Here is a 13,209-nt window from a genome sequence, read left to right as displayed (position 1 = left end):
CCATAATGGTGGTGTGGAAGCAGGTATTCGAGAGTTACGGGACAATCTGAGTCGTTACCTCACCGCGGTTCGAGCAGGGACCGAGGTCACCGTGACCGATCACGGGAGGGCAGTGGCGCTCTTGGTCCCTCTTCATGAGCCTCGACCCATCGACCGGCTGATTGATGATGGGCTGGTCATTCCGGCTCAGGTGGCGAAGACACGATTGGGCCACTCCAGGATCAAGGGCAAGGGAACAGTGAGCGAACTCGTAGCCGAACAGCGCTAGTGATCGTCTACTTCGACACGTCCGCGTTCATCCCCCTGATCATCGAAGAGCCGAATTCTGATTCCTGCGAGCGACTTTGGAATGAAGCAACGCGGACCGTCAGCGTGCGTCTCCTCTACGTCGAGACCCGAGCCGCGTTGGCCCGGGCTCAACGACTCGGGCGGCTAACCCGAAGAGGGCTTGCTTCTGCGGTTGCTCTACTTGACGACCTCAGCGCCCAGATCGATCACATCGAGATCACCGACCGACTGGTCCGAACTGCTGGCGCCTTGTCCGAAGAGCAGCAACTCCGCGGCTGCGACGCCGTTCACCTGGCCGCCGCACACGCAGTTGCCGACGTGGACACAATCTTTGCCAGCGGCGACCAACAACTCATCGCCGCCGCATCTCGTCTTGGACTCACCGTGGCGCCAGCCCCCTAGAGCGGCCGCCAGCTACTCCAGCTTCACTACAGCAGTTCAGCGGTTTCCAGCAGGGGGGCTTCAGCCATGGCGACTTGGACGTCGACTTGGACGGCGCAGGCGGGGCAGTACAGGCGGCGTAGCTCGAAGCGGTCGGCGCCGGGGCGGGCTGAGGGCCAGGGGGTGCGCTCGTCTATGGGGGATCGGGCCAGCGGCCGATGCGCACAGCTCCGAAGGCCGGAGCAGTCAGTTTGAGCGCTGCCTCAGCGGTTGGCGGCCTTGTTCCGGGAGGTGAACCCGGCCAAGTCGCGGTCTTTGCCCTCGTGACGGCCCTTGTCCATCGACTGCACCGAGATGTCGTGGTCAACAGCCGAGGCCCGCAGCGCCCCCACGGTGCAATCGGCCCGGTTTCGGTGGGCGAAGGGGTCGTATTGGTACCAGGACATGGCGTTGAGATGGGTCATCTTGTCGACCTCGTCGTCAGGCACCCCGGTCAGCGTCTCGGCCAGCAGCTCCGGAGCGTTGGGCCAGGTGGAGTCGCTGTGTGGATAGTCCATCTCCCAGCAGATGTTGTCGATGCCGATCTCGTGGCGCAGCACCACGCCCACCGGGTCGTTTATGAAGCAGGTCAAGAAGTTGCGACGGAACACCTCGCTGGGCAGCAGGTTGTCGAAGTCCTGCCCGGTCCACAGGTGGTGCATGTCGTAGGTGCGGTCGGCCCGGTCCATGAAATAGGGGATCCATCCGGTGCCGCCCTCCGACAGGGCGATCTTTATGTCGGGGAAGCGGCGGGGGATTGAAGACCACAAAAGGTCGGCGGCGGCTTGGCTGATGTTCATGGGCTGAAGCTGGATCATCACGTCCATGGGGGCATCGGGCGCGGTGATAACCATCTCTCCCGAGGAGCCCAGGTGGATGGAGCACACGGTGCCGGTGTCGCTGAACGCCTCCCACAGCGGGTCCCAGTAGTCGCTGTGGAAGCTGGGCTCGCCCAGCTTGGCCGGGTTCTCGGTGAAGGTCATGGAGTGGCAGCCCAGCTCGGCCACCCGGCGCACCTCGGCGGCGCACTCCTCAGCGCTCCAGATCATGGGCAGGGCCATGGGAATGAACCGGCCCGGATAGGCCCCGGCCCATTCGTGGATGTGCCAGTCGTTGTAGGCCCGGATGAGGTCGGCGGCGAACTCCTTGTCGGGGTGGTTGGCGAACAGCCGCCCGGCAAAACCGGGGAACGACGGGAAGCACATGGAGCCCAGCACCCCGGCGGCGTCCATGTCCTTGACCCGGTCGTGGACGTTGTAGCAACCAGGGCGCATCTCGTCGAAGGCGGTGGGCTCGATGCCGTACTCCTCCTTGGGCCGGCCGGCCACCGCGTTCAGCCCCACATTGGGGATGATCGAGCCGTTGAACGACCACACGTCGTCGCCCGAGTTGGTGTGGATGACTTTGGGGGCCTCATCTCGCCATTTGGCCGGGAGGTGCTGGTCGAACATCTCGGGCGGCTCGCACAGGTGATCGTCCACGCTCACCAGGATCATGTCGTTCAAATCCACAGCGTCCTCCGTCGGTCTTCGTCGCTCGCCAGTGTGACCCCAACGATACTTGTCGCAGTAGAATTCGCCAGCCGATCAACCCCAGGAGGCCCCCGATGTCCAACCCCATGAGCTACGAAGGCCGCAACGTCGTGGTCACCGGTGCCTATTCCGGCGTGGGAGCCGCGCTGGTGGAGCTGCTGGCCGATTTGGGAGCGGCGTCGATCACCGCGCTGGACATCAAAGAGCCCGCGGGGCCGATCACCCGGTTCATTCCCACCAACATGGGCGACCCGGTGGCGGTGGACGGGGCGGCCGCGGCCATCGATGCCCCTGTTCACGTGCTGTTCAACAACGCCGGCATCGCGGCCACCTTCTCCCCTGAGGATGTGATGAAGGTGAACACCCTGGGGCTGATGCGGCTGACCGATGCCCTTTTGCCCAAGATCCCCGCCGGTGGCGCGGTGGTCAACACCGCCTCCATCGCGGGTATGAACTGGCCGGCCCACCAGGCCGAGATCACCGAGCTGCTGTCGATCGACAACTGGGACAAGGCGGTGGCCTGGGTGGAGGAGCACCCCGAGGTGGTGGCCGACGGCTACATGTTCTCCAAGGAGTGCGTGCAGATCTTCACCATGCAGGCCGCCAAGGGAATGCTGGCCAACGGCGTGCGCATCGCCAGCGCCTGTCCGGCCCCCATCGACACCCCGCTTTTGCCCGACTTCAAGAAGACCATGGGCGAGGGCATGATCGATTGGACGGCCGCCAATGCCGGGGGTCGCTACGTGACCGCCGCTGAGGTGGCCAATCTGCTGGCCTATCTGGGATCGGATGCGGCGTCGTTCGTGTCGGGAGTGAACGTCAACATCGACAACGCCTTCCAGGGCTCGATGATCACCGGCCAGGTGGATTTCGAAGAATTGGCCGGCTAGCGCGCTAGGCCACGGCCGCTAGACGGCGGCCGCCAAACGAGCCTGAAGCTCGGCGGCGTAGGCCGCTACCTGGTCGGCCACATCGGCCAGCGCATCGGCGTCAAGACCCTTGGCCAGCTCAGCCCCGCCGGCCTGGGCCAGCATGGGGGCCAGTTCGCCCGAGCGGATCTTGTCCACGGCCCACTCGGCGATGGGGCCGTGTGCGGTCTCGTCGAAGGGGATGATGTGGTTCCGCCCGCCGCCGAGGTGGTTGTAGTGGTAGTGGGGGGCATCCTCGAACAGGTCGAAGCGCAGGAACTCCCACTGGCCGTCGGCGTCGAACACGTGCAGCGACACCCCTCGGTCTTCGATGCCCAGCGGTGCGGTGCGGCGCAATTCCTCGACGTAGGCCTCGTCGCCCCCGTAGTACTCCACCAGCGCCTCGGGTGTGAGGTCGCGGTACTCCACCCCGATCTTGATCACTCCGGCGGGAAAGTAGGTGGTGTGGGCGTCATCGGGCCGCATGGGCGGCATCTCATAGACGTGGCCGATTTCCATGGCGGCCAGCGTAGCCTGCCGGTTCGGTTCTGCCTCTAGGTGCGAAGTGCCCGCTAACTACCATCGGTTTCCCATGGCCCAGCGCCGAGCCGACTTAGAGGAGTTCTTCCACCCTGACGGGGTGGCGGTGATCGGCGGAGTCGACCGCACCCAAACCGAGGCTGCGCTGCGGGGGGCGATGGACGCCCGGTGGGGGACGGGAAACTGGCATCTGGTCAACCCCAAAGGCGGGTCGATCGGGTCGGTGCCGGTCTATGAGTCGGTGGCCGACGTACCCGAGCCGGTGGCGCTGGCGGTTATCTCCACTCCGCCCGCGGTGTGCGCCTCGGTGGTGGACGAGTGCGGCGCGATCGGTATTCGCTACGCCCTGGTGTTCTCCTCGGGATTCAGCGAGGTCGGCCCCGAAGGCGCCGCGCTGGAGGCCAAGCTGGGGGAAGCGGGTCGGCGCCACAACATCCGCATCTTCGGCCCCAACACCAACACCAACGCGTTCGAGCCCGTGCCCGAGGTGCCCAACTTGCGGGGGGGCAAGATCGGGGTGGTCACCCAGTCGGGCCACAACGGTCGGCCCATCGTTCAAGGTGTTCACTTCGGCATCGGGTTCAGCCGCCAAGTGCCGTGCGGCAACGAGGTGGACCTGGAGGTGAGCGACTTCATCGAGTACTTCGCCTACGACGACGACACCGCGGTTATCGCCGGCTACATCGAAGGCTTCCGGTCGGCCGACAAGCTGCGCACCGCGCTGGAGGCCGCCAATGCCCAGCACAAGCCGGTGGTGCTGTTGAAGATCGGGGCCACCGACGCCGGGGCGCGCATGGCGTCGTCGCACACCGGGCACCTCACCGGGTCGGACGCGGTGATCGACGGGCTGTTTGAGCAGTACGGGGTGGTGCGGGTACGCGACCTCGACGAGCTGCTGGAGACGGCCGCCCTGTTCGCCAAACTGGGTCCCGAGGTTGGCGAAGGCGCGGGGCTGTATTCCATCTCCGGGGGCTCGAGCACGCTGATGGCCGAGGCCGCCGAGCTGGCCGGGGTGGCGGCGCCTCCACTGGCCGAGAGCACCCAAGAGAAGCTGCATCGCCACATCCCCGGGTATCTGACGGTGTCCAACCCCGTGGACAACGGGGGCACATTCATCGTGAGACAACCGGCAGGTATCCGCCGACAGGTGATACGGGACATCAACGATGACTCAGCGGTGGGCTACACGGTTATCGGCATCACCGGGGCGGTCCCGTCGATGACCGACCCGCTGGGCGACGACATCGTGGCCCTGGCCGATGAGGTGGACAAGCCCATCATCGCTACCTGGAACTCCTTCAAGGTGGACGAAGTGGGCTTCGAGCGGCTGGTTGAGGCCGGATTACCGCTGTTCCGCTCCTTTCGGGGGTGCTTTGCTGCTCTGGCCGCCTACCACCGCTACCAGCGTCACCGGGCCGCATTCCGGGTGCGCCCGCCTTTGCTCGATGCAGTGCCGGAGGCCGCGGAGGCGACCCTTAGAGCCTCGGTGCCCGACACCGGGGCGGTGTTGAGGGCTTTTGGCCTGCCGTTGGCCGCCGGCGAAATAGCGCCCACCGCGGCGGATGCCCGCCAGGAAGCCGAGCATATTGGCTTGCCGGTGGCGGTGAAGATCGCCTCGGCCGACTTCCCCCACAAGTCCGACGCCGGACTGGTGGTTCTGGGAATGGACACCCTCGACGAAGTGGAACAGGCCGCCCAGTCGGTGCTGGACCGGGCTAGGGCCTCCGCCCCAGACGCCGTCATCGAGGGGGTAGAGGTTCAGCAGATGGTGTCAGGCGGCACCGAGATGATCGTGGGCGTGACCCGCGATCCCACTCTCGGCCCCGCCGTCATGGTGGGCACCGGCGGCGTGTTCGCCGAAGTGCTGGCCGACACCGCGATACGACCGCTGCCCCTCGACGAGACCGACGCCTACGAGATGATCCGCTCACTCCAGGGCTTTGCCCTGCTCGACGGCGCCCGTGGCCGACCCCTCGCCGATGTGGACGCCCTGGTAGAGGTGATCATGTCCACCGCCACCCTGGCCACCGCCCTCGGCGGTCGCCTAACTGAACTCGACCTCAACCCCGTCGTCGTTCTCGACCGCGGCCAAGGCGCCGTCGTCGTCGACCACCTCATGATCCTGGCCTAGGGCCAACCGGCCGATCGCTAGTTGAGCTCTGCGAGCAGTTGGCGCAGGGCTGCCGCGTCAAGATCGCCGAGCCCTGCTTCGGCCGCGGCTTGGTAGAGGGGAATAGCAGCGTCGAGCAGGGGGGTTGGTGAGTCGAGACTCCGGGCGTAGTCGGCAATGATGCCGGCGTCTTTCAGGATGATGGCCAAGCGCGCAGACGGCGGGTCATAGGTGCCAGCCGCCATCATCGGGCCCCGGATCTCGAACATTGCCGATGAGCCGACACCGGCTGCGATCACCTCTTGAACAAGATCAGCATCCAGTCCGCAGGCACTGCCCAGTTGGTGGGCCTCGGCGGCGGCCAGCGTGTGTATCGCCACGAGCAGGTTGGCCACGAACTTGATCCGGGAGCCGTTGCCGAAGGTGCCGAGGTAGAAGGTCTGCTTGCCGACGAGGTCGAAGATTGGCGTCACCCGTTGGTGCGCTCGCTCATCACCGCTGGAATACACCACGAGGGTGGCATCGGCGGCCTGGAGCCCGGTTCCGCTGACGGGAGCGTCAACCAGATCGACGCGGCTCTCAGCCAGGAGGGCGCGGGCCGCTTCCTTGTCGGCCAGCGGCAGCGTTCCCATCTCGACGGCGACCGAATCTGGTGAGGCACTCTCCGCGAGTTCGGCCGCGACCTCCGACAGGGCCCCAGGGGAGGGGAGGGACAAGAGGATGATCTGGGTTTGTCTGGCGACGTCGGCTACCGACTCGGCAACCGATCCGGGGAACTCGCACCGTCGAGCGAGATCGATGTCGAACCCGACAACCTGGTGGCCTCCGGCGAGTATGTGGCGCGACATGGCCGACCCCATGACACCGAGTCCGATGATCCCGACCGGGGCTCTCTCGGTCACGTTGCTCAGTCCTTGGCCACGGCCACGCGGCCGGCGTCGCCGTCGAGCATGCCCAACCGGGGGCCGGCCTTGACGATGTGGGCGATGGGGCAGTTGATGACCGCGGGAACCGTCAGCGACCGGGCGACCTCGAACAGGTGGGCGGTGGGTGCGCCCCCGACGGTCACAAACCCGGCCGCATCCCACAGGAGGGGAGAGAAGTTCTGAAGCGGATACTGGGTAACGATGATGTCACGGGGCTGCACGTGACCAGTCTGCTTGGAGCTGTCGAGCCACACCATTCGGCCCGCACCCACACCTCCGACGCTGGACTCGCCCTCGTAGACATCCCCCTGGAGAGCCAGCACCCCCGCCAGGACCGGCTCCCAACGGCCCATCCCGCGTCGCGGAGGAGCAACATCGGTGCTCATGAGGTACTCGACCATGCCCAGCAACTTCTGGGCCAGAGCCAAGTCGACTGATTGCAGTTCCCGGAGCGCGTCGATGGATTCGTTGGGACGGTCGCTCCGCATTCGCCGGAGCACCAGTTCAGCCTGCGCCAAAGCCTGTTGGACGGGCTTTCCCCATGCCTGGGCGGTCAGCGTTGCCGCAATCTCCCGGGCCTCCTCGAGTACAGCATTTCGGTCGCCCGTCGGGATGTATGCCGCGGCTTCGAGTTCGGCGGGGGCAGCCGACAGCCAGCCCAGCACCAGTTCGTCGCCGAGCGAACCCGGGTAGCGCTGTGCTAATTGCACGAACTCGAGTGCGAAAGGATGGGCCAGCGCCGCGGGAACAACCATTGCCTCCTCGACTTCGTGTACGGCCGAACGCTGGACCTGTAACAAGATGAGGGCGCCTTCCACGATCGCCCACTCGATGAGGTTGGAGCCCAGCGCGTCGGTGACCCGCAGGGCCAGTTCGGCAATGGCCCGGGTCTGATCCTCGCCCATCAATTCGACGCACTCGGCTCCTCGGAGGATGCCCCTCTCGAAGACGGCCCGGACCCCGGGCACCCAACCGGCCATCAAGTCCCGCGGCGAGCCCTTGACGGCGTTGACGGTCACCGCGCCAGCGGCATCGACGATGGCTGCCCCGCCAAAGTCGGGCTGCACCTCAGGCTGGACCACCACGCCCATCGGCGCGCTCCCCGGTGCCATCTCAGCGGCCTCGAATCGCTCCAGCACTTCGATGGCGAAGCTGGTAGCCCACACACTTTTGGCGGCTTGGCCGATTTCGCTGGGTTCGATTTCGGGAACCGAGGTGAACGCCCCCGACCACTCACCCCCGCCTTCGAGGACACTGGAGGATCGGACGATGAAGGGGGGCTGGAGCCCGGACGCGAACCGCTCGACCTCTTCAATCAGCGAATCGGGCAACTGGTGGCCGATGATGGCCATCCTCGCCCCTCCGGTACCGCGGGAATCGAACACCTCTACCGCTCGGCCGAGGGCCTCCTCGGAGCATGCCGGAGGGATGACGAACCCATCGAGCACCGGGAAACCCGCGGCGTGGGCGCGGGCCAGACCGGCGCCTTTGGCACCGCTGACGGCAACTTCAACAGCAGTGGGATCGTCGAGACCGCGGACCCGAAAGCGGTCTGCGGTCATCCGGCTCGGATGATCTCGTGACTTTTGTAAGTGGACAGCATCTCGATACCGGTGTCGTTGACCACCAGCATCTCTTCGAGCCGGACCCCGAACTCGTGGAGTTTGCCGTGCTGGGTTTCGAGGGCGAAAACCATGCCCGGCTGGATCTCCTGGGGATGGTCGAGCGACCAGATCCTCGAGATCACCGGCTGGTCGTATTGGGCCAAACCAAGGCCGTGGCCCCACAGGTTGGCGGCGGCTTCGTCTTCTTCCTCGTAGCCCCAGATCTCCTTGGCCGACGGCCACACCGCGGCAATGTCGGCAGTGGTTACCCCCGGCCGGACTTGTTCGATTGAATCCCAGAGCCATTTGGAGGCCAGGTCGTAGTACTGCTGATGCTCCTCGGTGGGCTCACCGCCCACGCAGTAGGTCCGGTAGACGCACGACTTGAACCCGTTCCACGTCAGCGCGGCGAGGTCGATGATCACCATGTCGCCCGGGCGGATGATCCGGTCGCCGTGATTGCGCCAGTTGGGCCAAGCGTTCGGCCCCGACGAGACGATCACGTCCTCAACGTTTTCCATGCCCGGGAAGTTGTAGAGGTACTCCATGGTGAACGCGGTGACCTCGTTTTCGGTGATTCCGGGCTTCAGCCACTGGGTCAGCTCATAGTGGGTCACGTCGCAGATCGAGCCCACCATCTGCATGGCCTTCTGCTCATTGGGGCTCTTGATGGCCCGGGCCTCCATCATGGGGGTCATGCCGTCAACCCAGTTGAGGCCCCGCTCTTCGAAGGCGCGAATCATGTTGAGGTCCATGAAGTCGACGCCCAAGGGCTGATCGGAGACACCGGCATCCTCCAGATCGTTCATCAGCGCATTGGTGAACTTGGCCACCTGGGCGGTCGAAGCCGGTCCGGCGGCGCCCTTGATCCAGGCGTAGGAGTAGCGGACGTTCTCCTTGGGGATCCAGGGCGAATGCTCGCGGATGTGGTAGCCGATGTCGCCCTGCTCATACAGGATCGGCTCGTTGCCCTCGGTGAGCACGGCATAGCGCAGTCCGGGCTTGAGCTGGTTCCAGCCGGGGGTCATGGTGGACGTCACATAGCGGATGTTCTCGTCGTACATCAGCAGCATCGCTCCGAGGCCATGGCGGCGCATGGCTTCTCGTGCTCTTCGCAAGCGCCACTCGCGGACTTCTTGCCAGTTGATGCCCTCACGCCAGTCAGTAGCGAGAACGCCGAATGCTTCTTTCATGTTTGCTCCATTCATTCCACTTCCATCAGCACCTTCAGCGTTGATGAGTCTTGGGTGGCGGCCAGGGCTTGGTCGACGTCATCGAGGCCGAATCGCGACGAGATAAGGGGGACTCCATTGATGATTCCATCGGCAACCAGGGCGATTGCCTGCTCGTAGTCCGCCATCGTGGCTCCCCGCGGGTTTCGCAGTGTCAGCTCTTTGTAATAGAGCTGATAGTAGGGCAAGCCATCTCCGATGCCGGTGGTGGTGCCAAAGAACACGACCGTGGCGGCCGACCCAGCTAGCTCGATGGCCTGGGAAAAGGTCTGCACAGTTCCCACCGCTTCGAAGACCACGTCAGATCCCCGACCGTCGGTGAGCTCGGCCACTACCGCGCCTGCCTGATCGGGGGCAGCAGCCGCCGTCGCGCCGTGCTGGAGCGCGAGCTCTCGCTTCCACTCCGACCGGGTCACTCCGATGACTTGAGCTCCCTGGGCGGCGAGGAGTTGGGCGATGAGCTGGCCGGACACGCCGAGGCCGAGGACCACGGCGGTGTCGCCCGGCGAAACCGGTGCCTTCGATACCGCGTGTACGCAGGTGCCCAGCACCTGGATGACGCCAGCCGCATCCGCGGTCACGTGATCGGGGACGGCGAGCAGTTGGCGTTCTGGGATAGCCGCGTAGTCGGCGAACAAACCGTCGAGCTCTCGGCCCAGGAGCCCTCCGTTGGGGCAGAGGTTTGGGTACCCGCGACGGCACAGCTCACAGTGTTCGCAGAACAATCCGGGATTGATGAGGACCCGCTGGCCTGCTCCGAAATCCGCGGTGGGCCCTGCGATCTCGATGGTGCCGATTCCCTCATGGCCCATCACACGGGGCATCTCGACCGGGATCTTGCCGGCCGCGATGCTCAAATCGGTACCGCACAGCCCCAGAGTTTCCATCCTGATCACTGCCGACCCCACTGATTCAGGCAGGGGCCTGTCTACGACCTCGACCACCCCGGGCGCGGTGAGTTGCGCGGCGCGCATTGGATGAGACTAGTTGTGAAGCGCCGCTCCGTAGTCGCCTGCGGCGGAACTAATGTTGGCCATTGCCCCCATGAACGAAGGTGTCATCAGCTCTCATGCCGCGACTCACCAAGCTCGACCACGGATCAATCTGCGTTGGAGATGTCGATGAGGCGGTCGCCTTTTATGGCGACGTGTTGGGCCTGGCCCAGGTTCCGCGACCCGATTTCGGCTTCCCGGGCGCCTGGTTCGACGCCGGCGGCACCCCCGTACACCTGACCACCGACGGCACCTTGAGAGGCGCAGATTCCCCGGTCAGGGCGAATGAGAGCCACCTGGCGTTTCGGGTTGATGACGTCGAGGCAATGATCGAGCATCTTGATGGTCACGGCGTTGCCGTTTGGGAGCTCCCCGATTCGCCGGCCGCTCTCCGCCAGGTTTTCTTCAACGATCCCTGGGGCAACATGATCGAGATGATCGTGTACTGACTGGCCAGGGTTACCCCGCTCAGTACATCACCAGTCCAGCGGTCACGTTGACGTCGTTCCCGGTGATCCCCGCGGAGTCATCGGAGGCCAAGAAGACGACGGTTCGGGCCACGTCTGCGGCGGTGACCAGCCTCCTCAGCGGCGTCATCTGCTCGGCGGCTGAACGGACGGCAGCCACGGGGCGGCCCTGCTGGGCTGCTTGTTGCTCGAAGACCCAGTCGATCCGCTCGCCTTCCACAAAGCCAGGCGAGACGAGGTTGACCCGAATCTGGTGCGGTCCAACCTCCACGGCCAGTGTGCGGGTGAGTCCGATGAGGGCCGCCTTGCTGGCGGCATAGGCAGTGCGGTTCAGCAGCGGGCGCTTGCCGGTGATCGAACCGATGCTGATGATCGAGCCGGACCGGCGCTCGATCATCGACGGCAGCACGGCCTGACAGCACAAGAAGACCCCGTTCACGTTCACCGCGAAGGTCTGCTCCCAATCGGCAGGCTGCACCTCCCACAGCGGCGCCGAAGGACCGCCGATCCCGCTGTTGTTCACCAACACGTCGATGCAGCCCCACCGAGACAAGACCTGGCTGGCGAGCGAGGCCACCGCGTCGGGGTCGGAGACATCGGTTTCAACCACTTGGGCTTGGCCTCCGGCGGCTTCGATCATGTCGGCCACTTCCTTGAGCGCTCCCACTGAGCGAGCGGCCAAGACCATGCTGCCCCCTTCTCGGGCGCAGGTAAGAGCGATCTCCCGGCCAATTCCCTGGCTCGCACCGGTGACAACGACGACCTTCCCGTCGAGCTTCATGGGGTACCTGCTTTCGGTCGGGCCATTATTGCCATGCTGATATCGTCGTACATCGCCAGCCGCGATGCATTGCATCGGGGACTGGTCACCACCCAAGAGCCATCAAACCGAGAGGTGAGGGGCGACTATGGCCGAGACCCTCAAGGACGCCACCGCCAAGGGCTCTCCCGGCACAGACCCTGAACTCGCCGAGCGGGTGGCTAGGATCATTCAAGACATCGAAGATCGGGGCGCTGAAGCCGTCCGGCAGTATTCAGCGGACTTCGACGGGTGGTCGCCGGAGTCGTTCCAGCTCACCGCTGAAGAGATCGAGCGGGTCGTATCCGGCGTCGACCCTGCCGTTCTCGACGACATCAGGTTTGCCCAGACCCAGATCAGGAACTTCGCCCACGCCCAGCTCGAATCTCTCTCTGATGTGGAAATAGAGACCTTGCCGGGAATCACGCTCGGACATAAGAACATCCCGGTGGCCAATGTGGGCGCCTATGTGCCGGGCGGGCGCTATCCCATGGTGGCCTCCGCGCACATGAGCGCGGTCACCGCCAAAGTGGCGGGGGTGCCCCGGGTGGCCGCCTGCACGCCGCCGATCCAGGGCTCGGTACCGGCCGAAACCATTGCCGCCATGCATCTGGGCGGTGTCGATGAGATTTATCTGCTGGGCGGGGTGCAGGCCGTGGCGGCCATGGCCCTGGGGGCCGATTTCATAGAGCCGGTCGACATGCTGGTCGGCCCGGGCAACGCGTTCGTGGCTGAGGCCAAGCGGCAGTTGTACGGACGAGTGGGAATCGATCTGCCGGCCGGGCCGACCGAGACGCTGCTGTTGACCGACGACTCAGTCGACGCCGAGATGTGCGCCACTGATCTTCTGGGCCAAGCCGAGCACGGACCGACCAGCCCGGCGGTACTGCTGACCACCTCCCGCGAGCTCGGGCTGGCGACGATCGAGGAGGTGGAGCGGCAGCTTGAGACGCTGCCAACGGCAGACGTGGCGTCCGAGGCCTGGGCCGACTACGGAAGGGTGTTCTTCTGCGCCGACCACGCGGAGATGCTCCAAATGGCCAACGAGCTGGCGTTCGAGCACGTGCAGGTGATGACCACCGACGACGACTTCTTCTTGGCGGGCCTCACCAACTACGGAGCCGTCTTCCTCGGACCCATGACCAACGTGTCCTACGGCGACAAGGTCATCGGTACCAACCACACCCTGCCCACCCAGTCGGCCGCCCGCTACACCGGGGGCCTCTGGGTGGGAAAGTTCATCAAGACCGTGACCTATCAGCGCGTGACCAACGCCGCATCCAGCGTCGCCATCGGCGAATACTGCTCCCGGCTGTGCGCCATCGAGAACTTCGCCGGCCACCAAGCCCAAGCCGATCTGCGGGTACGCCGCTACCGCGACTGATCGGATA

At 65.2% G+C, this 13,209-nt stretch carries 13 protein-coding genes; 6 read left to right on the top strand and 7 right to left on the bottom strand.

What is annotated here, in order from left to right:
* The first annotated feature begins 13 nt into the window (after positions 1-13).
* Both ACOGXA_RS06125 and ACOGXA_RS06120 read left to right on the top strand, forming a co-directional pair.
* Positions 14-268, top strand: a complete 255-nt coding sequence (locus ACOGXA_RS06125) for a type II toxin-antitoxin system Phd/YefM family antitoxin (protein ID WP_419926392.1) — start codon at positions 14-16, stop codon at positions 266-268.
* Positions 268-690: a type II toxin-antitoxin system VapC family toxin gene (locus tag ACOGXA_RS06120; RefSeq protein ID WP_419926391.1), complete on the top strand. Its 423-nt coding sequence runs from the start codon at positions 268-270 to the stop codon at positions 688-690. Before ACOGXA_RS06125 ends, ACOGXA_RS06120 begins: the two co-directional genes overlap by 1 nt.
* A 242-nt stretch (positions 691-932) precedes the next feature.
* Here the strand turns inward: ACOGXA_RS06120 and ACOGXA_RS06115 are convergent, their stop codons facing one another.
* Complete coding sequence (locus ACOGXA_RS06115; protein ID WP_419926390.1) at positions 933-2,219, bottom strand: amidohydrolase family protein; 1,287 nt, start codon at positions 2,217-2,219, stop codon at positions 933-935.
* Positions 2,220-2,314: 95 nt separating this feature from the next.
* Here ACOGXA_RS06115 and ACOGXA_RS06110 point away from each other — a divergent pair, with 95 nt between their 5' ends.
* Positions 2,315-3,130: a coniferyl-alcohol dehydrogenase gene (locus tag ACOGXA_RS06110; protein WP_419926389.1), complete on the top strand. Its 816-nt coding sequence runs from the start codon at positions 2,315-2,317 to the stop codon at positions 3,128-3,130.
* Between the two features lie 18 nt (positions 3,131-3,148).
* On the opposite strand, the gene ACOGXA_RS06105 is transcribed toward ACOGXA_RS06110, so the two are convergent.
* Positions 3,149-3,667, bottom strand: a complete 519-nt coding sequence (locus ACOGXA_RS06105) for a DUF7700 domain-containing protein (protein ID WP_419926388.1) — start codon at positions 3,665-3,667, stop codon at positions 3,149-3,151.
* A 73-nt stretch (positions 3,668-3,740) separates the two neighbouring features.
* Between ACOGXA_RS06105 and ACOGXA_RS06100 the strand changes: the two genes are divergently transcribed.
* Entirely contained in the window at positions 3,741-5,819 is a 2,079-nt protein-coding gene (locus ACOGXA_RS06100; protein WP_419926387.1) for an acetate--CoA ligase family protein, read from the top strand.
* Positions 5,820-5,836: 17 nt separating this feature from the next.
* Here ACOGXA_RS06100 and ACOGXA_RS06095 read toward each other — a convergent pair whose 3' ends face one another.
* Genes ACOGXA_RS06095 through ACOGXA_RS06080 form a run of 4 tightly spaced genes read right to left on the bottom strand, consistent with a single transcriptional unit; the run spans position 5,837 to position 10,534 of the window.
* The gene (locus tag ACOGXA_RS06095; protein WP_419926386.1) at positions 5,837-6,700 is read right to left on the bottom strand and encodes an NAD(P)-dependent oxidoreductase; all 864 of its coding nucleotides are present in this window, start codon (positions 6,698-6,700) and stop codon (positions 5,837-5,839) included.
* Positions 6,701-6,705: 5 nt separating this feature from the next.
* A complete protein-coding gene (locus ACOGXA_RS06090) occupies positions 6,706-8,286 on the bottom strand; it encodes a PEP/pyruvate-binding domain-containing protein (RefSeq protein ID WP_419926385.1) in 1,581 nt (526 codons plus the stop codon).
* Positions 8,283-9,521: a M24 family metallopeptidase gene (locus ACOGXA_RS06085; RefSeq protein WP_419926384.1), complete on the bottom strand. Its 1,239-nt coding sequence runs from the start codon at positions 9,519-9,521 to the stop codon at positions 8,283-8,285. Before ACOGXA_RS06085 ends, ACOGXA_RS06090 begins: the two co-directional genes overlap by 4 nt.
* An 11-nt stretch (positions 9,522-9,532) precedes the next feature.
* The gene (locus ACOGXA_RS06080; protein ID WP_419926383.1) at positions 9,533-10,534 is read right to left on the bottom strand and encodes a zinc-dependent alcohol dehydrogenase; all 1,002 of its coding nucleotides are present in this window, start codon (positions 10,532-10,534) and stop codon (positions 9,533-9,535) included.
* 95 nt (positions 10,535-10,629) lie between these two features.
* On the opposite strand from ACOGXA_RS06080, the gene ACOGXA_RS06075 reads away from it, so the two are divergent.
* Entirely contained in the window at positions 10,630-11,001 is a 372-nt protein-coding gene (locus tag ACOGXA_RS06075) for a VOC family protein (protein WP_419926382.1), read from the top strand.
* A gap of 19 nt (positions 11,002-11,020) precedes the next feature.
* Here ACOGXA_RS06075 and ACOGXA_RS06070 read toward each other — a convergent pair whose 3' ends face one another.
* Positions 11,021-11,800, bottom strand: a complete 780-nt coding sequence (locus ACOGXA_RS06070) for an SDR family NAD(P)-dependent oxidoreductase (RefSeq protein ID WP_419926381.1) — start codon at positions 11,798-11,800, stop codon at positions 11,021-11,023.
* A gap of 127 nt (positions 11,801-11,927) precedes the next feature.
* On the opposite strand from ACOGXA_RS06070, the gene hisD reads away from it, so the two are divergent.
* Positions 11,928-13,202 (top strand): histidinol dehydrogenase, encoded by a 1,275-nt coding sequence (gene hisD, locus ACOGXA_RS06065; RefSeq protein WP_419926380.1) that lies wholly within the window; start codon positions 11,928-11,930, stop codon positions 13,200-13,202.
* The last annotated feature ends 7 nt before the right edge of the window (positions 13,203-13,209 follow it).

Origin of the sequence: Candidatus Poriferisocius sp., from assembly GCF_965208475.1 — a bacterium.
Classification (GTDB): Bacteria; Actinomycetota; Acidimicrobiia; order Acidimicrobiales; family Bin134; genus Poriferisocius.
Note: the sequence above shows the minus strand (reverse complement) of the source record. Positions and strands in the feature narration are given on the sequence as shown.

Coding starts and splice junctions, on each gene's coding strand:
- ACOGXA_RS06090 (WP_419926385.1), bottom strand. CDS start 8,286: ATGACCGCAGACCGCTTTCGGGTCCGCGGTCTCGACGATCCCACTGCT.
- hisD (WP_419926380.1), top strand. CDS start 11,928: ATGGCCGAGACCCTCAAGGACGCCACCGCCAAGGGCTCTCCCGGCACA.
- ACOGXA_RS06070 (WP_419926381.1), bottom strand. CDS start 11,800: ATGAAGCTCGACGGGAAGGTCGTCGTTGTCACCGGTGCGAGCCAGGGA.
- ACOGXA_RS06085 (WP_419926384.1), bottom strand. CDS start 9,521: ATGAAAGAAGCATTCGGCGTTCTCGCTACTGACTGGCGTGAGGGCATC.
- ACOGXA_RS06100 (WP_419926387.1), top strand. CDS start 3,741: ATGGCCCAGCGCCGAGCCGACTTAGAGGAGTTCTTCCACCCTGACGGG.
- ACOGXA_RS06080 (WP_419926383.1), bottom strand. CDS start 10,534: ATGCGCGCCGCGCAACTCACCGCGCCCGGGGTGGTCGAGGTCGTAGAC.
- ACOGXA_RS06075 (WP_419926382.1), top strand. CDS start 10,630: ATGCCGCGACTCACCAAGCTCGACCACGGATCAATCTGCGTTGGAGAT.
- ACOGXA_RS06105 (WP_419926388.1), bottom strand. CDS start 3,667: ATGGAAATCGGCCACGTCTATGAGATGCCGCCCATGCGGCCCGATGAC.
- ACOGXA_RS06110 (WP_419926389.1), top strand. CDS start 2,315: ATGTCCAACCCCATGAGCTACGAAGGCCGCAACGTCGTGGTCACCGGT.